The organism is Pimelobacter simplex, assembly GCF_024662235.1.
In the GTDB taxonomy this organism is placed as follows: domain Bacteria; phylum Actinomycetota; class Actinomycetes; order Propionibacteriales; family Nocardioidaceae; genus Nocardioides.
In genome coordinates this window covers 5550418-5577263 of sequence record NZ_CP096276.1, presented here as the reverse complement: position 1 = coordinate 5577263, position 26846 = coordinate 5550418, and the positions used below count along the sequence as shown (strand labels likewise).

At 73.6% G+C, this 26846-nt stretch carries 20 protein-coding genes; 6 read left to right on the top strand and 14 right to left on the bottom strand.

Features of this window, described 5'->3' with window-relative positions:
* Positions 1–54 precede the first annotated feature (54 nt).
* The 8 genes from recD to M0M48_RS27305 are packed head-to-tail and all read right to left on the bottom strand — an operon-like array spanning position 55 to position 12349.
* Positions 55–1851: an exodeoxyribonuclease V subunit alpha gene (recD, locus tag M0M48_RS27340; RefSeq protein WP_215813729.1), complete on the bottom strand. Its 1797-nt coding sequence runs from the start codon at positions 1849–1851 to the stop codon at positions 55–57.
* Positions 1848–5228 carry a UvrD-helicase domain-containing protein gene (locus tag M0M48_RS27335; protein ID WP_257753553.1) on the bottom strand — a complete coding sequence of 1127 codons (3381 nt, stop codon included), beginning with the start codon at positions 5226–5228 and terminating at the stop codon, positions 1848–1850. Before M0M48_RS27335 ends, recD begins: the two co-directional genes overlap by 4 nt.
* Positions 5225–8617, bottom strand: a complete 3393-nt coding sequence (gene recC / locus M0M48_RS27330) for an exodeoxyribonuclease V subunit gamma (RefSeq protein ID WP_257753552.1) — start codon at positions 8615–8617, stop codon at positions 5225–5227. The genes M0M48_RS27335 and recC overlap by 4 nt, the downstream gene beginning before the upstream one ends.
* A gap of 10 nt (positions 8618–8627) precedes the next feature.
* On the bottom strand, positions 8628–9845 hold the full coding sequence (locus tag M0M48_RS27325) for a TetR/AcrR family transcriptional regulator (RefSeq protein WP_257753551.1): 1218 nt from the start codon (positions 9843–9845) through the stop codon (positions 8628–8630).
* Positions 9838–10782 carry a patatin-like phospholipase family protein gene (locus M0M48_RS27320; protein WP_257753550.1) on the bottom strand — a complete coding sequence of 315 codons (945 nt, stop codon included), beginning with the start codon at positions 10780–10782 and terminating at the stop codon, positions 9838–9840. The genes M0M48_RS27325 and M0M48_RS27320 overlap by 8 nt, the downstream gene beginning before the upstream one ends.
* Entirely contained in the window at positions 10779–11360 is a 582-nt protein-coding gene (locus M0M48_RS27315) for a sugar O-acetyltransferase (RefSeq protein WP_308220349.1), read from the bottom strand. Before M0M48_RS27315 ends, M0M48_RS27320 begins: the two co-directional genes overlap by 4 nt.
* 3 nt (positions 11361–11363) lie before the next feature.
* Positions 11364–11855 (bottom strand): PGPGW domain-containing protein, encoded by a 492-nt coding sequence (locus M0M48_RS27310; RefSeq protein ID WP_215813733.1) that lies wholly within the window; start codon positions 11853–11855, stop codon positions 11364–11366.
* Positions 11852–12349: a nuclear transport factor 2 family protein gene (locus tag M0M48_RS27305; protein ID WP_257753549.1), complete on the bottom strand. Its 498-nt coding sequence runs from the start codon at positions 12347–12349 to the stop codon at positions 11852–11854. The genes M0M48_RS27310 and M0M48_RS27305 overlap by 4 nt, the downstream gene beginning before the upstream one ends.
* Before the next feature lie 48 nt (positions 12350–12397).
* Here M0M48_RS27305 and M0M48_RS27300 point away from each other — a divergent pair, with 48 nt between their 5' ends.
* Positions 12398–13981, top strand: coding sequence for an adenylate/guanylate cyclase domain-containing protein (locus M0M48_RS27300; protein ID WP_257753548.1), 1584 nt, complete (start codon positions 12398–12400; stop codon positions 13979–13981).
* Here the strand turns inward: M0M48_RS27300 and M0M48_RS27295 are convergent.
* Together M0M48_RS27295 and M0M48_RS27290 are read right to left on the bottom strand one after the other, a co-directional pair.
* Positions 13957–14544 carry a TetR/AcrR family transcriptional regulator gene (locus M0M48_RS27295; RefSeq protein WP_215813736.1) on the bottom strand — a complete coding sequence of 196 codons (588 nt, stop codon included), beginning with the start codon at positions 14542–14544 and terminating at the stop codon, positions 13957–13959. The two genes, M0M48_RS27300 and M0M48_RS27295, sit on opposite strands and share 25 nt — an antisense overlap.
* Positions 14545–14546: 2 nt before the next feature.
* Positions 14547–17543 (bottom strand): MMPL family transporter, encoded by a 2997-nt coding sequence (locus tag M0M48_RS27290; RefSeq protein WP_257753547.1) that lies wholly within the window; start codon positions 17541–17543, stop codon positions 14547–14549.
* 155 nt (positions 17544–17698) lie between these two features.
* Here M0M48_RS27290 and M0M48_RS27285 point away from each other — a divergent pair, with 155 nt between their 5' ends.
* Positions 17699–19420, top strand: coding sequence for an FAD-binding dehydrogenase (locus M0M48_RS27285; RefSeq protein WP_257753546.1), 1722 nt, complete (start codon positions 17699–17701; stop codon positions 19418–19420).
* A gap of 129 nt (positions 19421–19549) precedes the next feature.
* Complete coding sequence (locus tag M0M48_RS27280) at positions 19550–19948, top strand: apolipoprotein A1/A4/E family protein (RefSeq protein WP_257753545.1); 399 nt, start codon at positions 19550–19552, stop codon at positions 19946–19948.
* A gap of 33 nt (positions 19949–19981) precedes the next feature.
* On the opposite strand, the gene M0M48_RS27275 is transcribed toward M0M48_RS27280, so the two are convergent.
* Together M0M48_RS27275 and M0M48_RS27270 are read right to left on the bottom strand one after the other, a co-directional pair.
* Entirely contained in the window at positions 19982–21127 is a 1146-nt protein-coding gene (locus tag M0M48_RS27275) for a zinc-binding dehydrogenase (protein WP_257753544.1), read from the bottom strand.
* A 7-nt stretch (positions 21128–21134) separates the two neighbouring features.
* Positions 21135–21797 carry a lysophospholipid acyltransferase family protein gene (locus tag M0M48_RS27270; RefSeq protein WP_257753543.1) on the bottom strand — a complete coding sequence of 221 codons (663 nt, stop codon included), beginning with the start codon at positions 21795–21797 and terminating at the stop codon, positions 21135–21137.
* An 81-nt stretch (positions 21798–21878) separates the two neighbouring features.
* Between M0M48_RS27270 and M0M48_RS27265 the strand changes: the two genes are divergently transcribed.
* Entirely contained in the window at positions 21879–22418 is a 540-nt protein-coding gene (locus M0M48_RS27265) for a TetR/AcrR family transcriptional regulator (protein WP_257753542.1), read from the top strand.
* Positions 22419–22533: 115 nt separating this feature from the next.
* Here M0M48_RS27265 and M0M48_RS27260 read toward each other — a convergent pair whose 3' ends face one another.
* On the bottom strand, positions 22534–24354 hold the full coding sequence (locus M0M48_RS27260) for a phosphoenolpyruvate carboxykinase (GTP) (RefSeq protein WP_257753541.1): 1821 nt from the start codon (positions 24352–24354) through the stop codon (positions 22534–22536).
* Positions 24355–24806: 452 nt separating this feature from the next.
* Between M0M48_RS27260 and M0M48_RS27255 the strand changes: the two genes are divergently transcribed.
* Complete coding sequence (locus M0M48_RS27255; protein WP_215813744.1) at positions 24807–25385, top strand: TMEM165/GDT1 family protein; 579 nt, start codon at positions 24807–24809, stop codon at positions 25383–25385.
* Positions 25386–25500: 115 nt separating this feature from the next.
* Positions 25501–26154, top strand: a complete 654-nt coding sequence (locus M0M48_RS27250; protein WP_257753540.1) for a hypothetical protein — start codon at positions 25501–25503, stop codon at positions 26152–26154.
* A 161-nt stretch (positions 26155–26315) separates the two neighbouring features.
* On the opposite strand, the gene M0M48_RS27245 is transcribed toward M0M48_RS27250, so the two are convergent.
* Entirely contained in the window at positions 26316–26819 is a 504-nt protein-coding gene (locus tag M0M48_RS27245; RefSeq protein WP_257753539.1) for an Lrp/AsnC family transcriptional regulator, read from the bottom strand.
* Positions 26820–26846 lie beyond the last annotated feature (27 nt).

The following is a 26846-nucleotide window of genomic DNA, read 5'->3' as shown; positions in this document are numbered from 1 at the left end:
TGTTTCGCCGGTGTGGCGGGCCCACCGGTTGGGCACGGTGGGCGCGCCGCCCTCCTAGTCCGGTACGACGGGCCCGGCGAGGCGCTGGCGGAGCCCGGTCGCCCGCTGCGCGGTGGTCTCGACCGCGGCCCGTACAGCGGCCTCGGAGCCCACGACCAGCACGCTCTCCCGGGCCCGGGTGACCGCGGTGTAGAACAGCTCGCGGGTCAGCAGCCGGGAGCCCTCGTCGGGCAGCAGCACCGCGATCCGGGTGGCCTGGCTGCCCTGGCTCTTGTGGATCGTCATCGCGTGCATCGTCTCGATCGCGTCGAGCCGGGCGGGCGCGAAGGGGCGGGGCGCCCCCGCGCCGGCGATCCAGGCACGGGGCCGGCCGGAGGGATCGGTCACGACCACCCCGGTCTCGCCGTTGTAGATGTCGAGCGCGTAGTCGTTGCTGGTGACCAGGAGCGGGCGGCCGGCGTACCAGGCGGAGCCGAGCGGGGCGGCGAGCTCGTCGGCGAGCCACTGCTCGACATGGCGGTTCCAGACGTGGACGCCGTAGGGGCCGTCCCGGTGGGCGCAGAGCAGCCGGAACCGCTCGATCTCGGCCAGTGCGGCCTCCGGTCCCCGCTCGACGGCCGCCTCGCGGACCCGGACCGCCGCCGCGGTGCACTCGTCGCGCAGCGCGGAGACCGGGTCGTCGGTCTCGACGTAGGCGACCTCGCCCGTCCCCGCCCGCAGGACGGCGAGCACCCGGTCGGCCGCATCGGGTGAGTCGTCGCGCAGGGCAGCGGCGAGGTCCTTGATCTGCTCGGTCGAGCGGTGGTTCTCGGTGAGGGCGACGACCGGCGAGTCCGGGTGGCCGGCGAACCCGGCGACCAGGTCGGAGAGCACCGCGCCGGCGCCGACCGAGGTCAGCTGGCGCGGGTCACCGACGAGCACGAGCCGGGTCTCGGGGCGGACCGCCTCGAGCAGCCGGGCCATCATCGTCAGGTCGACCATCGACGCCTCGTCGACCACGACGAGGTCGTACTTGAGCCGGTTGTCGCGCCCGTGCCGGAACCGGGTGGCGTTGTCGGGACGCCAGCCGAGCAGGCGGTGCAAGGTCATCGCCTCGGGTACGGCGAGCTGGTGGGCCCCGTCACCGAGCGCCCCCAGCGCGCCGAGCTCGGCCCCGACCGCCTCGTGGAGCCGGGTCGCGGCCTTGCCGGTCGGCGCGGCGAGCGCGACCGACATCCGTCGCTCGTGGGTGAGCGCGAACTGGTCGTGGAGCGCGAGCACCAGACGGGCCACGGTGGTGGTCTTGCCGGTACCGGGTCCGCCGGTGAGGACCGTCGTCCGGTGCCGCGCCGCGTGCTCGACCGCGGCGGCCTGCTCGGGGCTGAGGTGCTCGCCGCTGACCCGGCGCAGGGTCTCGGCGAGGACGGCGTCGTCGACCGCGGGGGCGCCGAGCGCGATCCGCGCGCCCAGGTCGTCGGCGACCTGGCGCTCGAGCCGGTGGTAGCGGTCGAGGTAGACCAGGTCGTGCTCGACGTGCAGCACGCCGGCCGCGACGAGCGCGGAGTCGGCGATGGCGGCGGTCCACGCGGCGCGGTCGGGCCAGGTGAGGTCGGCGGTCTGGGCGAGCTCGCCGAGGTCGGGCAGCGCGGCGAGGTCGAGGCCGACCGAACCCGCCCGCACCGACCGTACGGCGAGCGCGGCCGCCAGCCGGACCCGGTCGTCGTCCTCGTGGGCGAGGGCCGCCACCCTCTCCGCGACCCGTACGTCGGCCGCGTCGACCACACCGGCCGCGTTGAACGCCCCGAGCAGCCCGTCGAGCCCGCGCGCCAGGCGCGGGTCGTGGGCCGAGGTGGGCTCGAAGATCTCGGTCATCGGCCGGCCTCCGGGGATGCGCCGTCGAGCAGGTCGGACAGCGCGGTGACGAGCGCGACCGGCGGCTGCCAGGTGAACACCCCGGTCGGGGCACCGTCGACGCGCGGGGTCTGCGGCCCGCACATGCCGCGCAGGTAGAGGTAGACGACGCCGCCGAAGTGGCGCTCGGGGTCGTAGCCCGGCTGGCGCCAGCGCAGGAAGCGGTGGAGCACGACGGCGTAGAGCAGCGCCTGGAGCGGGTAGTCGGAGTGCCCCATCGCCTCGTCGAGCGCCTCGGGCCGGTAGGCGCCGGCGGTCAGCGGCCCGGCGAGCTCGTCGGCCATCGGGCCCAGCCAGTTGGTCTTGTAGTCGACCACGACATAGCGAGCGTCGGCGGCAGCGGTGGCGCCGTCGCGCAGCCGCAGCACCACGTCGATCGACCCGGTGAGGTAGCCGCGCAGCACCTGACCGCCCAGCAGTGGGTTGTCGAGCGTGTCGGCGTAGGCCCGCACCGGGTCGCCCTCGGGGAGGTACCGGCGCAGCAGGGCCGCCATGTCGCCGAGCAGCACGGTCGCGCTCGTGGGCGCGGGATCGTCGCCCCCGGCCAACGGCAGCTCGAAGTCGAGCTCGCAGAGCCGGTCGGCCGTACCGATCGCGCGCAGCGTGGTGTCGTCGAGCAGCGGTCCGAGCGGGGTGTCGAGCACCTGGACGAGGGCGTCGGCGAGCTCGTCGGGCGCGAGGTCGACCGGCCACCAGGTGAGCTGCTCGTCGATCTGGGTGAGCAGCTCGGCGCGGAGGTCGGCGGCGCCGGGGTCGGCGTGCTCGAGGACGCCGTGCACGAGGGAGCCGAAGGTCGCGCCGACGGGCAGGCCCGCCATCGGCGAGGGTACGGCGAGCGCCGGGTCGTCCTCGGCCGCGGAGGGCGCGGGCAGGTCGGGCAGCGCCTCGTCGTCCTTGACCCGCACCTCGGGCTCGCTGCCGACCGCCTCGGGCGCCCCGGGTCCGCCGAGGTCGACCCGGCTCAGCGCCGAGTACGACGTCCGGCGCCACTCGGTGTCGACCCCGCGGGTGAAGGTGCGGGCGGTGAGCGCGGCCGGCGGCTCCGCGGGGAGCGCCGCGCTGAGCGGCACCGGCTCGGCCACCTCGGGCTGGGGACCGCCGCGGTCGCGCCAGGTCGCGAACAGACGGGCGGCCGCGTCCTCGTCGGGCAGCGGCGGGAGCGGGGGCACCTGGGCGCGCAGGCCCGAGCCGTCGGCGGCGGGCTCGCGCAGCAGCAGCCGGTGGAGGGGCGAGGCCTCGGCGTTGCGGGTCGGCGCCCACCAGGCGACGACCTGGCTCTGGGCGCGGGTGAGCGCGACGTAGAGCAGGCGCAGCCACTCGCCCGCCTCTTCGTCGGCCCAACGCCGGCAGTGCTCGGCCCAGTGGGGTCCGGAGCCGCCGACGTCGAGGGTGCGGCGTCCGTCGGCGTCGTGGAACAGCGGCCGGTCGGGCTTGCCGACCCAGCGGTCGGCGAGCGAGGGCAGGTAGACGACGGGGTACTGCAGGCCCTTGCTGGCGTGGATCGTGACGAGCTGGACCGCGTCGGCGTCGGAGTCGAGGCGGCGGGTCCGCTCGGTGCCGCGCCCCTCGCGGGCCTCGAGCACCTGGTCGCGCAGCCAGGCCAGCAGCGCCACCGCGCCGAGCTGGTCGCGCTGGGCGATCTCGTGGAGCACCTCGCCGATGTGACGGACGTCGGTGAGGGTCCGCTCGCCGCCGATCTGGCCGAGCAGCCGGGCCGGCAGGCCGCCGGACGTGGCGGCTTCGAGGACGGCGGCCACGCCGCGCCGGGCCAGCGCCTCGGACCACGACCGCAACCGGTCGCCCAGCTCGTCGGAGAGGTCGTCGCCGCCCGCGTCGAGGGTGGTGGCGTCGTACCCGAGGAAGCAGGTGAGGGCCGCCGCGCGGACCCGCGGCGTGCGGTGCGGCTGCTCCAGCGCCTCGAGCAGGGAGAGCCACTCGGTGGCGGCCGGGGTGGCGAAGACGCTGCCACCGCCGGCGATGACGGCCGGCACGCCGACGTCGAGCAGCGCCGTGCGCGCGGCGGCCAGGTCGGCGTGGCGGTAGCAGATCACCGCGATGTCGTCGGGCCGCAGCCGGCGCCCGTCGAAGGTCGGCTCGGCCGTGAGCAGCTCGCGTACGTCGTGGGCCAGGTCGCGCGCGATGTGGGGACGCACCTTGGCGACGGGCAGCGCGGTCGTCCCGCGCTTGCCGAAGGTCTCGCGGCGCACGACGCGCATGCGGAAGGGCGCCGGGCGGGGCGCTCCGACCAGGCGCGACTCCTGGTGGTGGGCCGTCACGTCGTGGACGACGATGCGCGGGTCACCGAGCTCGGCGCCACCCAGGAGCCGGCCGAAGGCGTCGATCAGGCCGGCGTCGCTGCGGCGGTTGACGCCGAGCGTCTGCTTGACCTCGGCGGTCTCGGCGGCGGTGAGGTAGGTCGTCACGTCACCGCCCCGGAAGGCGTAGATCGCCTGCTTGGGGTCGCCGATGAGCACCATCGTCGCGTGGCCCGAGAACGCCCGGTCGAAGACCTGCCACTGGACCGGGTCGGTGTCCTGGAACTCGTCGACGAGGACGATCTTCCAGCGGGTGCGCATCCGCGCCCGGGCCGGGGAGTCGACCGGCTCGAGCGCCTCGGCGAGCTGGGAGAGCAGGTCGTCGTAGGAGAGCACGCCGAGGCGGCGCTTGCGCCGGTCGAGCTCGGCCCGCACGGCCGTGGCGAAGGCGACCTTGCGGCCGGCGACCTGGTCGCGCGGGACGTCGGTGGGCTCGAGCCGCGCCTGCGGGTCGGCGACGACGGTGCGGGCGATCGCGAGCGCGTCGGCGTGGGAGAAGGCCGGCGCCTCGCTGGTCTGGGCGAAGGCCCGCAGGTAGAGGTCGTCGACGACCTCGACCAACATGTCGTCGAGGTTGTCGACCAGCCGGGCCCGGGCGTCGGTGTCACCGGCGACGCCGAGCGAGTCGAGCACCAGCGAGCAGAACTGGTGGATCGTGGCGATGGTCGCGGCGTCGAAGTCGGCCAGCGCCTGGGTCACCCGTCGGTGGCGCCGCGCGCGCTCGTCGGGGGCGCAGTCGAGCAGGTGCTCGATGACGTCGGTGGGCTCGGCGTCCGGCGTACCGGCCAGGGCGCGCTCGGCCTCGACGAGCTGGTGCCGGACCTGCTCGCGCAGCTCTTGGCTGGCCGCCCGCCCGAAGGTGACGACGAGGAGCTGCTCCAGCGGCACGCCCTCCTCGGCGACGTAGCGGGTGACGAGCGCGCCGATCGTCCAGGTCTTGCCGGTGCCGGCGCTGGCCTCGAGCAGGGTGGTGCCCGTGGGCAGCGGGCCGCGGATGTCGAACGGCGTCATCGGGGTGGTCATAGATGGCCCACCTTCTCGGCGCCGGCGAGCAACGGCTCCCACACCGTCCACGCGTACGACGCCAGCCCGGCGTCGACGAGCGCGGTCACCGGCGCGGAGTGGCCGTAGACGCGGCGGTGGGCGGGGTCGTCGTCCTCGCCCTTGATCCCCCATTGGTTGAACGGGTCGGTGACCCAGGCGCGGGCGGCGGCCTCGACCGGGTCGGCGTCCATGCCGCGCAGCTCCTTGGCGTGGGCGTCGGCCCAGGCGTAGGCGGTGTCGAGGGGCATCGGCAGCGGCCGGGTCAGCCCCTCGTCGTAGAGCGCGACGAGGGCGTGGAGCCACTCGGTCGCCCGGTGGTCGAGCGGGCCGACGAGCGCGCGCTGGGGGCCGGCCTTGGCGCGGGCGACGGCGTGGCCGGTCCAGTTCTCGTCGGGGTGGGTGGCGGTCAGCGCCAGCACGTCGAGCCAGGAGGCCAGGCGCTGCTTGGGCTTGAGCCGCGAGTAGGACAGCGAGACGACCTGGTTGCCGTGGACGCGGGGGACGGTGCCGGTGAGCCGGCGTCCGCCACCCAGGTCGACGTCGACGTCGACGGTGCGGGGCGTGCCGGCGCGCAGGGCGGCGCTGCGGGCGAACAGCTCTTGGCACTCCTTGACCACGTCGGTCAGCGCCGCGCGGCCGAGGTCGAAGGGCGGCAGCGAGCCGCGCAGCTGCTCGGCGGTCATCACGGCGGTCGCGGTGGCGGCCGGGTCGTCGGCGGCGAGGACCTCGCGCAGCAGCCGGTCGCCGATCTGCCAGACCTCGAGCCCGTTGAGCGCGACCGGGATCGCGTCGGCGACCTGGTCGGGCTCGAACGGCGTGGCCACGTCGAGGCGCCGGCGCAGGAAGGTCCGGGCCGGGCGGTGCACGAAGCCGACCAGGTCGGCGAGCGTCACGTCCCCGGCCGAGGCGGGGGCCGGCGGCAGCGGGTCGGCCAGGAACGGCGGCGGCGCGGTGCGCTCGCGGACCGCCGCCCGCGCCCCGGCCAGCGAGGCCCGGTCGAAGCTGAACGCCCCGGCACCGACCAGGGCGCCGGCGGTGTGGTTGCGCGGGTCGAAGGCCTGGAGCGGGTGCCGCACGACGACGACCGGACGGGCCGGGGTGGCCGCGGTGCGGTCGAGGGCGTCGACCAGCTCGCCCAGCGGTACGGCGGGCGGCCGCTCCTGGCCGGTGTGCTCGGCAGCGCCGGTGTAGGTGATGATCAGCCGCTCCCCCGCCGCGAGCACGGCATCGAGCAGGAGCTGGCGGTCCTCGCCGCGCAGGTCGCGCTCGCCCACGAGCGGACGCCGGGCGAGCACGTCGTCGCCGTCGACGCCGCTGGTCCGCGGGAAGACGCCGTCGTCGAGACCGACCAGGCACACCACCCGGTGGGGCACCGAGCGCATCGGGACGAGGGTGCTGACGGTGAGCATCCCGGTCCGGAAGTTGGCGCGCGTGGGGCGACCGGCGAGGCGGGCCTGGAGCAGCGCGCGGACGTCGGCCAGCCGGAGCGGTACGCCGGGGTCGCTCTCGTCGGCGCTCGCGCGGGCCCGGGCGAGCTCGCGCTCGAACTGCGGCAGCTGCCAGGCGTCGTCGGCGTCGACCTCGCACAGGTCGCGCACGCCGTCGGCGATCGCGGCGAACCACGCGTCGGCCGCCTCGGCCCGGCCGAGCGCGTCGAGGCAGCCGGCCAGCCGGGCGACGGCCTCGCTGAGCCGGCCGACGAGCTCGATCTCGCCGCTGGCGATGTCGTCGACGGGCAGCCCGCGCCCGACGTGGCGGTGGTCGTCGTCGCTCATCGCGACACCGAGCAGGAGCCGGTCGAGGCCGGCACGCCAGGTGTTGTGCTCGAAACCCTCCATCGCGTAGGACGCGCGGTGTCCGGCGTCGACGCCCCAGCGGATCCCGGCCTCGGCGACCCAGCGGGTCATCCGGGCCAGATCGTCGTCGCCGAACCCGAACCGCCGCCGGCACACCGGCCGGGACAGCAGGTCGAGCACCTGGGACGCGGTCGCCCGGCCACCGGCCAGCTCGACGAGCGCGACCGCCACGCCCAGCAGCGGGTTGGTGCTGCTCGCGGCACGGTCGGCGAGCCGGACCCGCAGCCGGTGCGCGGGATGGAGCGCGTCGTCGGTGCGCTCGTCACCGATCAGGTCCCCGAGGCCGAAGCCGGCCGAGAAGAGCGGTGCGTAGGTCTCGATGTCGGGGCACATCACGACGATGTCGCGCGGCTCGAGCGTCGGGTCGTCCTCGAGCAGACCGACGAGCAGCTCGCGCAGCACCTCGATCTGGCGGGCCGGACCATGGCAGGCGTGGACCTGGACCGACCGGTCGTCCACGGCCAGCACCCGCCCGGCGCGGGTGGCCTCGTCGGGCGCCTGGTTGGCGCGCAGGTCGGACTGGAACCAGCCGAGCAGGTCGGCGGGCGGCACCGGGTCGGGCGCCGTACCGGCGTCGTCGGCCTCACCGGCGCGCACCCGAGCCCCGAGGACGGTGGCCAGCTCGCGGGAGTCGCGCCCCAGCGAGGCGAGCAACGGGTGCTCGGCCAGCTCGGCGGAGCCGCAGGTGTCGCGCGGGCCGACCGGGACGCCGGCCGCGGTCACCGCGTCCCAGAGCGCCGCGGACGGCTGGGACAGCCAGAGGTGGACGTCGCGGTGGGCCGCGAGCGCGACCAGCAGGTCGACCTCGGTCGCCGGCAGCCGGGTGTGCCCGAACAGCGAGAGCCGCCCCGGCAGGTCGAGGCCGTCGGCCCCACCCGCGCGCAGCGTCGCGCACACCCGCTCGTGGCGCTGGTCGGGCGCCTCGGAGTGCCCGGCCGCGGCCATCCGCGCGAGCAGCCGGCGCCACAGCTCGGCCTCCCAGCGCAGGTCGTCGGCCAGCTGTTCGCCGGTGCCATCGGTGTCGCGCCCCTCGCGCCAGTCGCGCACGAGCGCCGGGCGCTGGACGGCGTACGACGTGAGGCGCTCGGCCAGCCGCCGCGCGACCGACCACCGGCGACTGCGCCGCAGCTCGCCCTCCTCGCCGTCGAGCCCGTGCCCGAGGTGGGTCGCCAGCGTCGCGCACCACGGCTCACCGAGCACGTCGTCGATCGTCGCCAGCAGCGGCCAGACCAGCCGGTCCGGGTGCCACGGGTCGTCCCGCTCACGCCCCAGCAGCAGCCCGACCAGCGAGGCCGGCTGGAGGAAGCGCACCCCCGCGCACACCCCGTCGCCCCCACGCGCGCCCGTGCCGAGCCGGTGCGAGAGCCGCTGGGTGAGCCACCGCTCGACCCCCCGCGCCGGCACCACGACGACCTCGCTGGCGAACGGGTCGTCCAGCGGCGTCGCGAGCAGCCCGCCGAGCTCGTCGGCGAGCAGGTCGGTCCGCGCGGCGCGGTGGAGGTGCAGGGTCATCGAGGCGAGGCTAGGACATGGGCCCGACGGAATCGTCGGGCAGCCCGAGCACCGCGCGACCGACCCGGCACAGCAGGATCCACTGATCGGCCGGTCCGACCGGCAGGTAGCGCCGCAGGGTGTTGACCGCAATCTGCGCCGAACGCACCAGTGCCTGCGCGTCGGCCGCGGTGAGGTCGTCACGAACGGCGGTGAGCAGCACCGCCCACTCGTTGACGTAGTCCTGCTGGGCCCGCCGGATCGGCGCCCGCTCCTCGGGCCGCACGTTGCCGATCTCGGTGAACAGCGGGGACAGCGCGTCGCCCTGGGCGAGGTTGATCCGGACGAACGACGCCAGCGTCCGGTCGAGCGCCGTGGCGGCGTCGTCGGTCCCGGCCAGCACCGCGGCGAGGTCGAAGTAGAGCGCGTCGAGGCAGCGCGTGATGACCTCGACGAGGATCGCCGACTTGCCCGGGAAGTGGTGGTAGAGCGTCGGCCCGGAGATCCCCGCGGCGGCGCCGATGTCGTCCATGCCGACGACCTCGTAGCCCCGCTCGGCGAACAGCCGTACGGCGGCCGCGAGCGCGGCCTCGCGCCGGGACGCCGGCTGGAGCCCGCCCGAGGCGCCGGGAGGCGGTGGCGGCAGCGCTGGCGGCGGGACCACCGGATCGGCCTGCGGCAGCCAGGGCACCTCGGCCACCGCGGCAGCCGCGGCCACCATGAGCTGACCCGCGCGCGGCTCCTCGACGGTCGCCCGCTCGTAGGCCCGCCCGCTGTCGAGGACGGCGTGCACCGCGACCGACAGCGCGACGACGTCCGCCCGGCCCAGGTCGGGCCGAGCCGTGGCGAGCGCGCTGCGCAGCGGCTTGAGCGACGTGCCGTAGCGGGCGGCGAGCTCGTCACGCCGGGCCGGGTCGAGGAAGCGGGCGTTGCGATCCCACAGCGCGTGCGGGCGGCCGGGGCGCAGCAGGTGGTGGGCCGCGTGGTCGAGCAGCGCGGAGAGCTCCGGCGGGGCGTCGTACGCCTCGGCGAGCTGGGCGATCTCGAGCTCGATGGCGGCGACGAGCAGCGCGGCCTTGCCCCCGAAGTGGCGGTAGAGCGCCGAGGCGGTGATGCCGATCTCGGCCGCGATGTCGGCGACGAAGGCGTCGGGATAGCCCCGGCGGGCGAACTGCCGGGCCGCCGCGGCGACGATGAGCTCCTTGCGGTTGCGGGGCCGGCGCTGCGCGCCCGGACCGGGCTCAGCCATCGAGGAAGGCCTGCATCACCGCGCGTCCGTGGTCGATGGCGGCGTCGATGCTCTTGAGGTCGCCGCTGAGCCGCGTCACGTCGGGCGATCCGAGCGCTGGTCGCACCTCGACGAGCGTCGGTACGTCGGCCCGGGTCCCCGCCGCGAGCCGCCGGTCGTCGTCGGCGTAGGTCCGGTGGCGCCCGACGTGCGCCGCACCCGCGGCCCGTCCGTGCCGCAGGAAGTAGGGCGCGAGCAGCGCCCGCTCGACGCGCGAGGGCGGTACGGCGCGCTGGTCGGCGCGCCGGGTCCGCAGGACCAGCACGTGGCTGGCGCCCTGGGCGAGCGCCGTGCGGAAGGGCACGCCCTCGGAGAGACCGCCGTCGACGTAGCGCCGGTCGCCGACCCGGACCGGAGGGCCGGCCAGGAGGGGGATGCACGAGCTCGCCCGCAGCGCGGTCTGGGCGCTGAGCCGGTCGGTGACGTAGGGCGCGAGGTCGGCCGCCACGCCGGTCGCCGCGTCGGTCGCGATCGGGTGGAAGCCGATGGGGTTGGCGACGATCGCGTCGAAGTCCATCGGGGTGATCGACTCGTAGACGTGGTGCACCAGGCGGGCGAGGTCGATGACCGGGCGGCCGCGCAGCATCCGCCGCGGGTCGGTCACCTTGGCCGCCGCGACCTCGGGCCAGGCCCAGCTGCGCAGCCACTTGCGGCCCTCGCCGGTGAGCAGCCAGGCACCGTTGAGCGCCCCGCCGGACGTGCCGTAGACGTGGTCGAAGGCGTCGGTCAGGCCGGCCTCGTCGATGGCCAGCGCCATCCCCGCCGAGTACGCCGCCCGGCTGCCGCCGCCCTCGATCGCCAGCGCCACGCGGTGCCCGTCGTCGCGCTGCCCCGGCCGGCTGCCGGTGCGCAGCCGCTCGCGCAGCACCGTGGCCAGCGGCACGATCAGGGTGCTCACGCCGGAAGCTCCCGCACCACACGCGCCGGGTTGCCCACCGCCAGCACGCCCGCAGGCAGGTCGCGGGTGACGACGGAGCCGGCACCGACCACGGTGTTCGGACCGATGGTGACGCCGGGGCAGACGATCACGCCGCCGCCGAGCCAGACGTTGTCGCCGATCTCGATAGGCCGGGCCGACTCCCACTTGTCGCGCCGGGGACCGGCCTCGAGCGGGTGCAGCGGCGTCAGGAGCTGGACGTTCGGGCCGATCTGGACGTCGTCCCCGATCACGATGGGGGCGACGTCGAGCGCCACCAGGCCGAAGTTCACGAACGAGCGCGCCCCGATCGTCACCTGGCTCCCGTAGTCGACGTGGAGCGGCGGCCGGATGCCGGTGTCCTCGCCCACGGCGCCGAGCAGCTCGCCGAGGAGATCGTGGCGCCGGTCGCGCTCGCGGGCCGTCGTCGCGTTGTAGGCCGTCGTGAGGTCCTGGGCCCGGAGGTAGGCCTCGACGAGGTCGGGGTCGTCGGCCAGGTAGAGGTCGCCGGCGAGCATCCGCTCGCGCATGCTGCGGCTGTCGTCGTCCGGGCCGGTCATCGCTCAGTCGTCCTCGTGGTGCCGGCGCTCGTCGGCCTCGTCGATCTCACCCTCCAGCGCGGCCCGGGCCTCGGGCTTGCCGTGGAAGCGGCGGAACGAGTAGACGATCAGCGCCAGCGCGATGACGCAGGACAGCAGCAGGGTGATGCCCGTCCAGACGCCGCCCGGGAGCCACCAGCGCTCGGCGATCGGCCACCAGTCCGGCGTGTCCGGGTCGAGCAGCCACGCGACACCGAAGGCGCCGATGCCCAGCGCGAAGATCGTCGACATGATCACCCGCGGCCAGGTCTCGACCCCCTCGGCCGCGGCCCGCAGGGCGCGCAGCAGGACGGGGTCGAGCAGCCGCTCGGCCCAGGTGTACTGCTGGGACAGCACGCCCAGACCGGCCGCCATCAGCAGCAGTCCCGGTCCCGGCAGGACGAGCGCCGCGACGCCCGCGACGAGCAGGAGCCAGCCGAGGACCTCGAGGAGCAGGCGCTTGGCCGCCCCCGTCACCGTCCACCACCGAACTTGTCGAGCCAGCTGAGGACGTCCTCGTCGGCGTTGTCGTGGGCGGCGGCGATCCGGGCCCACTTCTGCGCCATCGCGTGGAAGCGCAGGGGGTTGTAGACGTCCTCCTCGCCGGAGAACAGGCCGTCGCCGGCGTAGGTCATGATCGTGATGTTGGGCTCGGTCAGCATCGTGCCGTCGCCCGGGTCGGGCATCGGGTTGAGCACCTCGCAGACGAGGCGGCCGGCGTCGGCGTCGACGACCTGCCACGAGATCGGGAACTCCGGCATCAACCGCCCGGGGTACGACGTCATGGTGCGCACCGACCACTCGCGGATCTCGTCGCGCCCGGTGAAGGTGCCCATCGCGTGCTCGACGTAGACCGCGTCGGGGGTGAACAGGTCGGCGTAGCCGGTCCAGTCGCCGGACGCGGCGAAGCCCACGACCTTCTCGTGGAAGGCGGCGTAGGCCTCGGTGATCTCGGCGGCAGACGTCGTCATGACCCCGATCCAACCAGAGGCGCGCAACGGCGCACTACGCTTCGCCTCATGCCGCGTCGGTCCTCCTCTCCCCGGCGCAGCCCCTTCGGCTCGCGGATCCTCGGTCCGCGCGACCAGCAGCCGCGCCGCCTGCGGATCCGCATCCAGGTGCTGCTGACCGTGCTGCTCGTCGGGACCAACCTGATCGGCGCCCTCGTGGTGTTCGTCATCAACACCTGGGCGATCCCCTCACCGGCCCCGAACCGGGAGATGGTCATCGCGCTCGCGATCGCCATCCCGACGTACGTCTTCGTCGCGGCGGCGATCGGCGCGGTCTGGGGGACGACGACCTCGCTGCGCGCGCTCCGGTGGGCCACCCAGCCCGGCGTCGACCCCGACCGGACCCAGCGGGCCCGGGCGCTGCGGGTGCCGCTGACGCTGACCGTCATGCAGCTGACGATGTGGCTGGTCGGCACGGTGCTGTTCACGGTGCTCACGATCATCCTGCAGCCCTCGCGCATCCTCGGCACGGCGCTGACGGTGAGCATCGGCGCGATGGTGGTGGCCGGGATCTCCTACCTGTTCACCGAGTTCTCGCTGCGCCCGATCGCGGCCCGCGCGCTGAGCGACGTACGGGTGACCCAGCGGATCCGCGGCGTCGGGGTCGGCCCGCGGATGGCGATCTTCTGGACCCTCGGCACCGGCGCCCCGATCGTCGGCCTGCTCATCGCCGCGATCCTGGCGCTCACCCCGAGCGGGAACGACGCCACGCTCGACCAGCTCGCCGTCGTGACCATCATCGTGTGCGTCATCGTGCTGCTGTTCGGCTTCCTGCTCACCGACCTCAACGCGCGGTCCGTCGTCGCTCCCCTGCTGTCGGTGCGCGACGCCATGCGCGCCGTCGAGGCGGGCCACCTCGACACCGACGTCGTCGTGTACGACGGCACCGAGCTCGGCCAGCTCCAGAGCGGCTTCAACGACATGGTCACCGGCCTCCAGGAGCGCGAGCAGATCCGCGACCTGTTCGGCCGCCACGTCGGCCAGGAGGTCGCCGCCGCGGCGGCGGCCCTCGGCGCGGGCGAGATCGAGCTGGGGGGCGAGACCCGCACCTGCTCGGTGCTCTTCGTCGACCTGGTCGGCTCCACGACGTACGCCACCGAGCACGGGCCGACCGAGGTCGTGGCGGTGCTCAACCGGTTCTTCGGCGTGGTGGTCGACGAGGTCGACCGGCACCACGGCCTGGTCAACAAGTTCATCGGCGACGCGGTGCTGGCGGTCTTCGGAGCACCCGTCGAGCACCCCGATCATGCCGCGGCGGCGCTGTCGGCCGCCCGCGCCATGGCGGTCCGGCTGGCGGCCGAGGTGCCCGAGGTGGGCGCCGGCATCGGGATCGCGACCGGCCAGGTCGTCGCCGGCAATGTCGGTCACGAGCAGCGCTTCGAGTACACCGTGATCGGCGACGCCGTGAACTCCGCGGCCCGGCTCACCGACCTCGCCAAGGACGTCCCCGGCGGCGTGCTCGCCGCGTGGGCCTCGGTCGAGGCCGCGGGTCCCGACGAGGCGCCGTACTGGCGCGAGCACGGCGAGGTGACGCTGCGCGGGCGGGCGACGCCCACCCGGCTGGCGGTTCAGGCCAGCGCGTCGAGCGCCTGACCGATCACGACGAGCAGCTTGGCCGGGTCCAGGTCCACCTCGGTCGGTACGGCGGTCAGCTGGGCGTCGCGCTGGAGCACGGCCAGCCCGTGCACGGTGGCCCAGCCGATGGTGACGAGCTCCTCCGTCGGCACCGACGCGGCCCAGCCGGTGCCCTGCGCGGCGCCGACGAGGTCGAGCAGCAGCGCCCGGTGGGTCAGCCGGACCGCGCACAGCCCGGCGTCGTCGGCGTGCAGCAGCTCGGGGCGGAACATCACGTCGAACATCGTCGGCTGCCGGTCGGCGAACTCGACGTAGGCGACGCCCGCGGCCGTCACCTGGCGCCCACCGTCGGCCGGGACGCCCGCGACCGCCGTCCGGGTGCGGTCGAGGAGCAGCTCGAAGCCCTCGACCGCCAGCGCCGTGAACAGCCCCGCCCGGTCGTCGAAGTGGTGCGCCGTGGCCTGGTGGGACACCCCGACCCGCCGCGCGATGGCCCGCAGGCTCGCCTTGGCCGGGCCGCAGGCCGCGATCTCCTGCTCCGCCGCGCGGATCAGCCGCTCCCGCAGGTCGGCCTGTCTCATGATCATCCCTCTGCTGCCCGAGTCCGTTGCGGCCACCACAGCCGCTTTCCCAGCAACGTAGCGATCGCGGGCACGAGGAGCGAGCGCACGACGAACGTGTCGAGCAGCAGGCCGACCGCGATGGTGAACCCGACCTGGCCGATCGTGGTCACCCGCCCGGCCATGAGCGCCATCATGCTGACCGCGAAGATCACGCCCGCGGTGGTGATCACGCCGCCCGTGGCGGCCGTCGCCCGCGCGATGCCCGCCGCGGATCCGTCGGGCGCCTCCTCGTGCATGCGCTTGGTCAGCAGCAGGTTGTAGTCGGCGCCGACGGCGACGAGGACGACGAACGCGACCGCGGCGACGGTCCAGTCGAGCTGGATCCCCAGCCCGTACTGCCAGACGAGGACGGAGAGCCCGATCGCGGCGACGTACGACAGGACGACCGTGGCCATGAGCGTGAACGCCGCGACGAGGCTGCGCAGCAGCAGGAGCAGGACGAGGAAGACCGCGATCAGCGCGAAGGTCGCGATGGTGCGCAGGTCCGACATCGAGTAGCGCCGCAGGTCGGCGTTGGTGCTCGGCATGCCGGTCGTCGCGACGTCCGCGCCGGCGAGCCGGGTGCCGTTGAACGACGTGGCGACGATCGTGCGGATCTCGGCCGAGCGGTCCGCGGCCTCGGGGCCGAAGGCGTCGGTCGTGCCGAGCACGGCGATCCGCGCGGTCCGGCCGTCCGGGGAGACGAAGAGCCGGCTGGCCGCCGCGAAGTCCTGCCGCTCCAGGGCGGTCGGCGGCAGGTAGAAGCCGCCACTGGCCGGGTCGTCGGCCTGGCTGCTGGTGGTGCGCAGGTGGCGCGCCGCGGCGGCGAGGCCCTCCTCGAGCTCGGGCAGGGAGGCGGCGACCTGCTGGGTGCCGCCGCGCAGCCGGCCGGTCCCCTCGGCGAGCTGGTCGGCTCCCGTGGACAGCTCGCCCAGGCGGTCGGCGAACGTGCGCTGGCCGGCGGCGAGCTGCGTCGTACCGGTCCGGGCCTGGGCGAGCCCGGAGCGCAGCTGGCGCAGTCCGGCGCGCAGGTCGCCGGTCCCCGAGGCGAGCGTGCGCGCACCGCGGGCGGCCTCGCGCAGCCCCGGCAGGAGCTGGTCGCGCTGGGCCTCCCAGATCTGCTTGATGCCCGTGCGGGCCTTGCGGCAGGCGGGATCGAGGTTGCACGTGAGGCTCTTGGTCGCGAGCGCGTCGTGGACGAGGGCGAGCCCGTCGACCGCGATCTGCACCTGGTCGGCGGCCGTGGTGAGGCCGTCGGCGAGAGTGGTCGCGCCGGTGCGGAGGTCCCCGGTGCCGGCGACGGCCGCGTCGGCGCCGTCGAGCAGCTTGTCCATGCCGCGCGAGAGGCGCGCGGTCGAGGTCGCGATCCGGTCGGCGCCCGTCACCGCCTGGTCGGCACCCCGAGCGAGCTCGCCCGCGCCGTCGTCGAGGCGTCCGGCGCCGTCGGCCAGCTCGTCCGCTCCGGCCGCGCCCTCGGCGACCTTGGTCGTCGCCTGGTCGAGCCGGTCGCCCACGAGCCCGGACTGGTAGGCGACCGACGCCTCGGTGATCGGCTCGCCCAGCGGGCGGGTGATGCCGCGGACCAGCGCCACGCCGTCGTGCTGGGCGACGGCCGCGGACGCGCGCTCGATGAGCGCGAGGTCGCGGGAGTTGCGCAGGTCGTGGTCGGCCTGGATCACGACGTAGTCCGGGAGCACCTCGTTGACCGGGAAGTGCCGCGCCAGCAGGGCGTAGCCGCGGTTGCTCTCGGCGCCGTCGGGCAGCGGGTCGCGGACGTCGTACGAGAGGTCGGTGAGGGGGAAGAGCGCCGCCAGGAGCGCCAGGGGGACCAGCGAGGCGGCGAGCATCCGGCCCGGGCGGGCCGCGACGAGGCCGGCCACGCGCTGCCAGACACCGGCGGCCTTGGAATCACGGGGCTCGGCCCAGCCGCGGCGCCCGGCCAGCGCGAGCAGCGCCGGGGTGAGCGTGAGGCTGACGAACAGGTTGACCGCGATGCTGACCGCGATCGCCGGACCGGTCGTGTTGAAGAAGCCCAGGTCCGCGATCGCCATCGTCATCGCGGCGAGCACGACGGTGATCGCGGAGCCCGCGATCACCGAGCCCACGCGGCTCGCGGCGATCGCGGCGGCCCGGGTCGGCTCGACGCCGAGGCGGCGCTGCTCGTGGTAGCGCGCGACCAGGAACACCGCGTAGTCGGTGCCCGCTCCCAGCACGATCGCGGTGAGAAACGAGCCGCTGAACGTCGAGACCGCGAAGAAGTCCTCCATCCCGCACCATGCCACCACCGCGCGGCCGAGGCCGAGCCCGATCCCGACCACACTGAGGATGAGCACCGGGATCGCGAACGAGCGGTAGATCAGGAACAGGATGAGCGCGATCAGGCCGATCGTGACGACGGTGATCCGCAGGACGCTGTGCTCGGTCTCGGTGGCCAGGTCGACGACCGTCGCGGTCGGGCCGGTCACCTCGACGGTCAGTCCGTCCGGTGCGTGCTCGCGCGCGATCTCGCGGACCGCGCCGACCTGGCGCAGCGACGCCGGCGCGCCGGTGGCGCCGGTGATCCCGACGAGGAGGTAGCGGGCCTGGCGGTCGGTGCTGGTCAGGGCCTCGCGCAGCTCGGGGCGGCGTACGTCCTGGACGAAGGCGACGTCGTCGGTGTCCTTCTCCAGCTCGGTGACCAGGTCCTCGGCGTACCGGGTGTCGGCCTTGGTCAGCCCCGACGTGCGCTCCATCGCGACGACGATGAAGCTCTCGCTGCGCCCGCTGCCGAAGGCCTCGTCCATCGCGGCGACCGCCTGCATCGACGGCGCGTCCTTGGGCACCATCGGCGAGGAGTCGCGCCCGGCGACCTCCTCGAGCTGGGGGACGGCGGTGTTCATCACGACCGTGACCGCCAGCCAGGCGAGCACGACCCACCCGGCTCGTCGTACGGCGAAGCGGGCGTAGCGAGCGACGCGGTCGCCCTCGGGGGGAGCCATGCCCGGAAACTAGAACCGGTTCCTTGCCACTGGCAAGGAACTGTGGCGCGGGCCACGCGCTCATGTAACTACGTGTTAGATCCGCTACCCGGGCGCTATGGCATCGAATTGAGCGACGTAACACGTAGTTACATGCGATGTGGCAGGCTCCCCGCGTGAGCCAGGGAGCGGTGGACCAGGGATTCGAGCCGGACGCGATCGTCGTGGGGTCCGGCCTCGCCGGACTCGTCGCGACGTACGAGGCGACCCGCGCGGGCAAGCGCGTGCTCGTGCTCGACCAGGAGAACCGCGCCAACCTCGGCGGGCAGGCGTTCTGGTCGCTGGGCGGGCTCTTCTTCGTCGACTCCCCCGAGCAGCGGCGGATGGGGATCACGGACTCCTTCGAGCTGGCCTGGCAGGACTGGCAGGGCTCGGCCGGCTTCGACCGGGTCGCTCCCGACGACGACGGGACGCCGGGCCAGGACCACTGGGCGCGCCAGTGGGCCGAGGCGTACGTCCGGTTCGCGGCCACCGAGAAGCGCGACTACCTGCGCGCGCTGGGCCTCAAGGTGCTGCCCTTCGTCGGCTGGGCCGAGCGCGGCCGCGGGGACGCCTCGGGGCACGGCAACTCCGTCCCGCGCTTCCACCTGACCTGGGGCACCGGCCCCGAGGTGGTCCGGGTCTTCCTGGAGCCGGTGCTCGCCGCCGAGGAGGCCGGGCTGGTGCGCTTCGGCTTCCGGCACCGGGTCGACGAGCTGGTCGTCGCCGACGGCGCCGTGGTCGGCGTCCGCGGCGCGGTCCTGGAGCCGTCGACGGCCGAGCGCGGCGTCGCCTCGACCCGCGTCGAGACCGGCACCTTCGAGCTGCGCGCGCCGGCGGTCGTCGTCACGACCGGCGGCATCGGCCACAACCACCAGCTGATCCGCGACAACTGGCCCGCCGACCGGCTCGGACCGGCCCCACAGCACATGATCAGCGGCGTGCCGGCGTACGTCGACGGGCGCGGGCTGGGCATCGCCGAGGCCGGCGGCGCGCGGCTGGTCAACTCCGACCGGATGTGGCACTACACCGAGGGCATCCACAACTGGGACCCGATCTGGCCCGACCACGCCATCCGGATCATCCCCGGCCCGTCGTCGCTGTGGTTCGACGCGACCGGGCAGCGGCTGCCCGCCCCCAACTATCCGGGCTTCGACAGCCTCGGCACGCTCGCCACGATCGGCGCCACCGGCTACGACTACACGTGGTTCGTGCTCACCCAGTCGATCATCGAGAAGGAGTTCGCGCTGTCGGGCTCCGAGCAGAACCCCGACATCACCGGCAAGGACATCAAGGTGATGCTCAAAGCCCGGCTCGCCAAGGGCGCCCCGGCCCCGGTCGAGAAGTTCAAGACCGACGGCAAGGACTTCGTCGTCGCCGACACCCTCGAGTCGCTCGTCGCGGGGATGAACGCCGTCGTCGCCGCCGATGCGCCGGCCCGCGGCCCCGAGCTGGACGTCGACGTCCTGCGCCGCCAGATCGAGGCGCGCGACGCCGAGCTCGACAACGGCTTCAGCAAGGACTTCCAGCTGATGGCGGTCAACAACGCCCGCCGCTCGCGCACCGACAAGCTGATCCGGGTGGCCAAGCCGCACAAGGTCCTCGACCCCGAGCACGGGCCGCTCATCGCCGTACGGCTCAACATCTTGACCCGCAAGACCCTCGGCGGCATCGCCACCGACCTCTCCTCCCGCGCCGTCTCGGCCTCCGGCACGGTGGTCCCCGGACTCTACGCCGCCGGCGAGGTCGCCGGCTTCGGCGGCGGCGGCGTCCACGGCTACAACGCCCTCGAGGGCACCTTCCTCGGCGGCTGCATCTTCTCCGGCCGCGCCGCCGGCCGGGCCATCGCCGCCGGCTGACCACCACCGACCGTCCACAACCCCGCCCCACCGGGCCCGCCCTCCACAGCACGCGAATCGTCGATGGCTCCCGGCCTCACACCCTGGCAACCTTCGCCTCACCCGTCGCACACTGAAGAGGTGGATTGGATGAGCGAACCCCAGGTCTGGACCGTGCTCGGTCTGTTCAGCGCGATGATGCTGGGCGGGCTCGGGCTGCTCGCCCGCTCCCTGACCGCCGAGATCCGCGCGCTCGACGCCAAGCACGAGGGGCGCAGCGACCGCCTCGAGGCACAGGTCGCGGGTCTCGGCACCCGGCTAGACACCCGGATCGACGGTCTCGAGCAGCGTCTCGACGCCAAGATCGACGGCCTCGAGCAGCGTCTCGACGCCCGGATCGACGGCCTCGAGCACCGCCTCGACGCCAAGATCGATCACGTCGCCGAGGTCTTGACCCTCCGCATCGACGGTGTCGAGCACCGGCTCGGCGCCGTCGAGGACGACCTCAAGATCGTCAAGGGCCACCTGCTGCGGTCCACCGCGGCCTGAGCCGGGGGCAGGGGCCGCCGGCCCCGTGCCGCCTCAGCGGCGCGGGTCCACCAGGATCTTGGCGTGGCGCTCCGGGTCGCCCAGGTCCTCGAACGCCCCGGCCACGCCGTCGAGCCCGACGACGCCCGTGACCAGCGGCCGTACGTCGACCTTCCCCGAGGCGATCCACTGCAGCGTCTGGTGGAACTCGCTCGGGTCGTAGGCGAACGCGAAGCGCAGGTCGATCTCCTTGTTGATCGCCATCGAGGGCCGGAAGGAGTCCTCGCCCATGCACACCCCGACGACGACCACGCGCGAGAGCAACGGCGCCGACGAGACGATGTGCTCGATCATCCCGGGCACGCCGACGCACTCGAAGACGACCGGGCCGCGCGGGGTGGCGCCGACCTTCTCGGCGGCGCGCATGAGGTGCGCCCAGGGCAGGAGGGGGACGGCGCGCAGCTTGTCCATGGCGTCGAGGCCGAGCTCGGCGAGGGCGATCGCCTCGGTGAGGTAGCGCGAGTCGTCGAACGAGGACCACGGTGAGGCGGCCGCCGGGTCGACGACGTCGTCGGCGCCCATCTGCTCGGCCAGGGCCCGGCGACCGGGCGAGAAGTCGCTGGCGATGACGTGCTTGACGCCGGTCGCCTTGAGCATCGCGATGACGGCGAGGCCGATCGGTCCGCAGCCGATGACCACGGCGGTGTCCCGGGCCCCCACCTGCCCCCGGCGTACGGCGTGCAGGGCGACCGCCATCGGCTCGGTCAGTGCCGCCGCGTCGGCGTCGAGCCCGTCGGGCACGCGCATCGCCATCGAGGCGTTGACGAGCACCTGCTCGGCGTAGCCGCCCGAGGCCTGCTCCGAGAGCCCGGTCAGGTGGACGTCGGCGCCGCTGCGCAGCACCGGCAGCGCGACCACGCGCGCGCCGACCGGGAACGGCCGGCGCGTGCGCGGGCCGTAGTCGACGACGGTGCCGACGAACTCGTGGCCCATCACGACGCGGTCGGTCGAGCGCATGAACGCGTCGTACCCGAGGGCCGCGGCGTCGGCGGCGGTCTCGTCGCAGTGGGTCCGGGCGTGGAGGTCGGAGCCGCAGATCCCGCAGCGCTCGACGTCGAGCAGGATCTGGCCCTCGACGGGCGTGAGGTCCGGGAGCTCCTCGACGCTCAGCTGGGCCTGGTGACAGATGACGGCGCGCACGGGGCCATCATGCCGCCTGGCGCCGCGGCGGGTAGTGCGCCAGCGGCCGCTGGCCGGACAGCGCCCCGATCTGCGCCATCAGCAGGTCGGTCGCAGCCCGGACGTCGCCGACCGCGGCCGAGACGTCGACCGGCGCCCCCACACTCACCGTCACCCGCCCGCGCCGCCACCCCCTCCGGTACGGCGGATCGACCGCCGCCGCGCCGACCAGACCCACCGGCAGCACCACCGCGCCGGGCACCGCCCGCGCGACCCGGACGACGCCCGTGTGCCCGCGGTAGAGCCGCCCGTCGGGCGAGCGGGTGCCCTCGGGGTAGATCGCCCAGACCCCGCCCTCGCGCAGCAGCCGCTCGGCGGCGGCCAACGACGCCGACGCCGCCGTGCCGCCGTCCCGGTCGACGGGGATCTGGTGGGTCACCGTGCACAGCCAGCGATCGAACCTCCCGCGCAGACCGGGCCGGCCGCCGGCGTAGTACTCCGCCTTGGCCAGGAACCGCGGCGGGCGGGGCAGCACCAGCGCGAGCACGAGCGAGTCGATCTCGGCCTGGTGGTTGGCCGCGACGATCACCGGCCCCGTGACCGGCACGTGGTGCCGGCCGTGCACCCGGGGCCGGGCGCACCAGCGCACGACCGGACCGAGCAGGACCCACTTGAGCAACCAGAACCACACACGTACCCTCCGGGGTCGAGATCGACGACGAGTAGACACTGTCTACTAGCAGTCTGCCCCGCTGCCGTAGACACTGTCTAGGTGACCTCCGCCCGCGACCGCCTGATCACCGTCGGCACCGAGCTCCTCGAGGCGCACGGCCACCAGGGCGTCTCGCTGCGCTCGATCGCCGCCGCTGCCGGCGTCTCGCACGGAGCGCCGCGGCGCTACTTCCCGACGTACCAGGCGCTGCTCGCGGCGATCGCCCGCGGCGGCCTGGAGGATCTCGACACCACGATCGCGCCCGCCCTGGCCGACGACGACCTGCGCCGGGCGGCGCGGGCCTACCTCGCCTTCGCCCGGAGCCGACCGGAGATGTTCGACCTGATCACCCGCCACGACCTGCTCGAGGGCGCCGGCGGGCACCTGCGCGAGATCACCGGGCGCTGGTTCGCCGACCTCGGCGCCACCCTCGCCCGCACCACCGGCCGTCCGCCCGAGCCCGCCGAGTGCCTCGCCCTCTGGTCGGCGATCCACGGCCTGGCCGCACTCACCAGCCGGCGCGCCACCGAGCCCACCGGCATCGACCCGGAGCGCGCGCTCGACGTCCTGCTCGAAAAGCACAGCACCCCGGTTCCGTAGAACCGGGGTGCTGCGAACAACCTGCGGAGATCGAGGATCAGGCCTCGTGCAGCACTTCGTGCTGCAGCCTTCAATCGCCTCGGCATACGAGCAAGCTCGTCTGCTCTCGGCTCAATCAGGCCTCGAGCGCCTTGGCGACGCGGCGGTGCGCCTCCCAGATCTCCTCGGGGAGACCGTCGAACTGCGCGAGGTGCTTCTCGCGGAAGCCCATCTCCTGCTGCCAGCGCGGGACGTCGATCGTGAGCAGCGTGTCCAGGTCGGCCAGGCTCTGCTCGTCGAGACCCTCGAGGTTGAGCTCCTCGCGCTTCGGCAGGACGCCGACGGCGGTCTGCACGCCCTCGACCTCGCCGTTGAGGAACTCCATCAGCCAGTTGAGCGGCCGCAGGTTCTCGCGGTAGCCCGGCCACAGGAAGCGGCCGTCCTCGCCGCGCTGGAACCAGTTGACGTGGGCGAAGATCGGCTTCGTCGTCGCGCGGCCGATGACCTCGAGCCAGTGCGCGGCGTAGTCGGCCTCGGAGTACGACATGAACGGACGCATCGACATCGGGTCGTAGCGGAGCACGCCCTCGAGGCCGTCGGCCGCCGCGGTCGCCTCGGCACCCAGGGTGAGGCCGTCGTAGACGCCCTCGGCGATGTCGGTGATCGCGCGGATCAGCGGCTCGCGGTCACGGGTACGGCCACCGAAGATGATGCCGTGGATCTCGACACCGGCCGGGTCCTCGAAGTCCTTGGCGACGTTCGGGACGTTGGCCAGGGTCGTGGTGAACCGGCTGTTCGGGTGCGCCCACGGAGCGTCGGCGTCCTCGGGGGCCCGGTCGGCGATGATGTCGCCCTTCCAGTCCTCCCAGCCGTCGAGGTCGGTCGGCTTGTCGCCCTTGCCCTCCCACCAGACCTCCTGGGTCTTGGGGTTGTAGGCGACGTTGGTGAAGATGGCCCCGGTGTTGGGGACGATCGAGTCGATCGCCGTCGGGTTCGTCTTCTCGTTGGTGTCCTTGGCGACACCGAAGACACCGTTCTCCGGGTTCATGCCGTAGAGCTTGCCGTCGTCGCCGACCCAGATCCACGCGATGTCGTCGCCGTAGAACTCGACGTAGTAGCGGTCACCGAGGGCGTCGGGAGCCAGCGTCATCGCGAGGTTCGTCTTGCCCGAGGCCGACGGGAAGCCACCGCAGATGTTGTACTTCTTGCCGGTCTCCTTGTCGGTGATGCCGAGCAGCATGAACTGCTCCACCAGGAAGCCGTTCTTCCAGCCGTCGTACGAGCCCTGGCGCAGACCGTGGGCGATCTTGCCGAGCAGCGCGTTGCCGCCGTAGGACGAACCGAAGTGCAGGATCGTGCGCTCGTCGGCGACGGTCACGAAGTAGCGCTTGTCGTCGGGCGTGCCCTGGCCGAGGTTCTCCAGGTCGCCGGTCACGTGCACGGCCTTGACGAACGAGTCGCCGAGGTCGTTGATGTACTCCACGCCGACCCGCGCCATGCGGATCATCTGGAGGACGACGTTGCGGTTGTCGGTCAGCTCCACACCGGCGGCGAACTTCTCGACCGGCGAGCCCTTCGGCGACATGAGGTAGGGGATGACGTACATCGTCTTGCCCACCGAGGCGCCGGTCATCAGCTCGACGAGCTTCGGCTTCATCTCGGCGGCGGGCTTCCAGTTGTTGTAGATGCCCTTGTCGGCCTCGTTGGAGGTCGCGACGATGGTGCGCTCCTCAGCGCGCGCGGTGTCCTTGAAGTAGGAACGCGAGTAGTAGAGACCCTCGCCGGCCGGCAGGAGCTCGCCCGCCTCCAGGGACTCCTGGACCAGCCGCGCGTCGTCGGCCGCGGACACGACCTCGATGCGCTCTGCTCCGGTGATGTTGGCCCAGTGTGCGACGTACTCACGAACGTGGGGGTTGGTAAGACCCGCCTCGTCGAGCGTCCGCTCCACATCAACCATTTGCTTCGCCAGCCTTTCGGTCCTTGACAAGGTGTGGGCACGCTACCCCACAGCCCACCCGGGTTTTTCCGGGGTTCGAATCGTGCGATCCGTGGACACCGTCGTCCGCGTGACAGTCACCATGACACCCGTTTTGCGCTGACGCACATCGGCGGGAACCCCGTTTTCCACAGCGCGCAGACGGCGCTGATCCTTGGATCGTGCCAATCCCCGGCCCTGCTGGGGATTGGCGTGCGCGACCTCCGACCACGTAGAGTCGACCCCGAAGGGGAGTAGTCCTCAACAGACGTGTCGACACACTGGCCTCCGGGCCCGGCACGTCAGGCCACCTCGGTGGCGGACGAGACCTTCGACCAGTTGCACGACCGACGAAACCGTCTGACGTGCCGGTCGAAGGCACGTCCACTCGCAGCGCGGACACCTCCGGTCGGCACCGGAGAGGATCCCCACCGATGTACGCCTTCCTGCTCAGTACCGCCGTCATCTTCATCGCCGAGCTCGGCGACAAGAGCCAGCTGATGGCGATGACCTTCGCGACCCGCTACCGCGCCCGCGACGTCCTGATCGGCCTGACCGCCGCCACCGCCGTCGTGCACCTGGCCTCGGTCGGCATCGGCTACCTGATCGGCGACGCCTTCGCCGACTACCAGGGCGCGATCGAGGTCGGCGCCGGTATCGCCTTCCTCGGCTTCGCCGCCTGGACGCTGCGCGGCGACGAGCTCACCGAGGAGGACACCGCCAAGGCCAAGGCCGCCACCGGCCGCGCGATCCTCGTGGTCGCCGTCTTCTTCTTCCTCGCCGAGCTCGGCGACAAGACGATGCTCGCCACCATCACGCTCGCCACCCAGGAGGGCTGGTTCGGCACCTGGCTCGGCTCCACCGTCGGCATGGTCGCCGCGGACGCCCTCGCCATCGCCCTCGGCGCGATCGTCGGACGCCAGCTGCCCGAGAAGGTCATCAAGTACGGCGCCTCCGCGCTCTTCGCGATCTTCGGCCTGGTGCTCATCGCCGGCGGGGCCGGGATGTTCTGATGGAGGCCTGATGAGCCACCCCTCACCGTTCCCGCCACCAGGCCCACCGGGCCCACCCGGCCCACCGCCGTCCCGCCGTCGTGCCGGGACGGCGGTCGGACTGACCCTGCTGGCGGTGACGGTGGTCGTCGGGATCGGGGTCGGCGCCTTCGTCGTCGCGGACCGGGCACTCGACGACGAGCCGGCCGCGCGCCCCACCACCGGCCGGACGAGCACCCCGCCGACCACCCCGAGCACCCCGAGCACCCCGACGAGCCCGAGCACGGGCCTCACCGCGCCGTACTCCCCCACGGACGACACCGGCGACGACGTGCACGGCGACGTCGAGGTCGCCGACTTCCCCGGCGACTGGGACTTCCGGCTCGGCGACGTCGAGCACCACGCCCGCCTGGTGCGCTCCGTCGACCACCGCACGTGCGGTCCCGTCGAGAAGGACGTCGTCCTGACCCGGCAGCGCTGCGAGCACGTGGCCCAGTGGGTCTACACCGGGCTGGGCGGCAAGGTCCGGCTGACCCAGCTCTTCCTCGTCTTCGACACCGAGCGCCACGCCAAGGCCGCGCAGTCCGCGCTCGAGGAGTCCGACCTCGCGCTTCCGGCCGGGAGCACCTTCGCGCCGGCCGTGCAGGGACGGTGGCGCTCCAGCGTCTACGGCAACATCATCAGCGTCACCGTCGGGACCTCCCGAGTGAAGGTCGACGAGCAGCGGCTGAGCTCGATGGTCAACTACATGAACACCGACTTCCGGACGGCGCTGCTCTTCTCCTTCTGATCCCCCGTGATCGGTGCGCCGGGCGCGCGCGGTACCCCGACCCAAAGTCGTTGAAACTTTTACGCCAGATCTGGTGACAACGCCGCGACGGTCTGGCATGCTTCTCAGTGCCGCCGCAGGTGACCCGAGACGCCTGCGGCGGCTTCCATTTTTCTGGCGCCCTACCCCTTCCGGTACGCCGGCGCCCGTCGACTCGGCACCGGCTCACCGCTGCCGAGCAGCGGCAGCACCCGCGGTGGCACCAGCACCGAGAGCACCATCACGCTCGTCGAGCGGACCACCGAGGACGACTGGTCGATCCGCACGAGCGTCGCCTGGAGCTCGGGGTGCGAGCGGGTCGCGACCCGGCACAGGACGTCGTACGAGCCGGTGGTCACATAGGCCTCCAGCACCTGCGGGATCGCCGCGAGATCGCGCGACACCTCGTCGAGCGCGCCCTGGGAGATCTCCAGGGTCACGTAGGCCTGCACCTCGAAGCCGGCCGCGGCGACGTCGAGCGTGGGGTCCCAGTCGGCGATGACGCCGGCCTCGCTCATCCGGCGCAGCCGGCTCTGCACGGTGGCGCGGGCGACGTTGGTCTGCCGGGAGAGCTCGAGGTCGCCGGCGCGCGGGTGCTCGGTGAGCGCGGTGAGCAGGGCCAGGTCGATCGCGTCCAGGGTGAGCATGGCCCCAAACTAGCCAGATCGGCTACC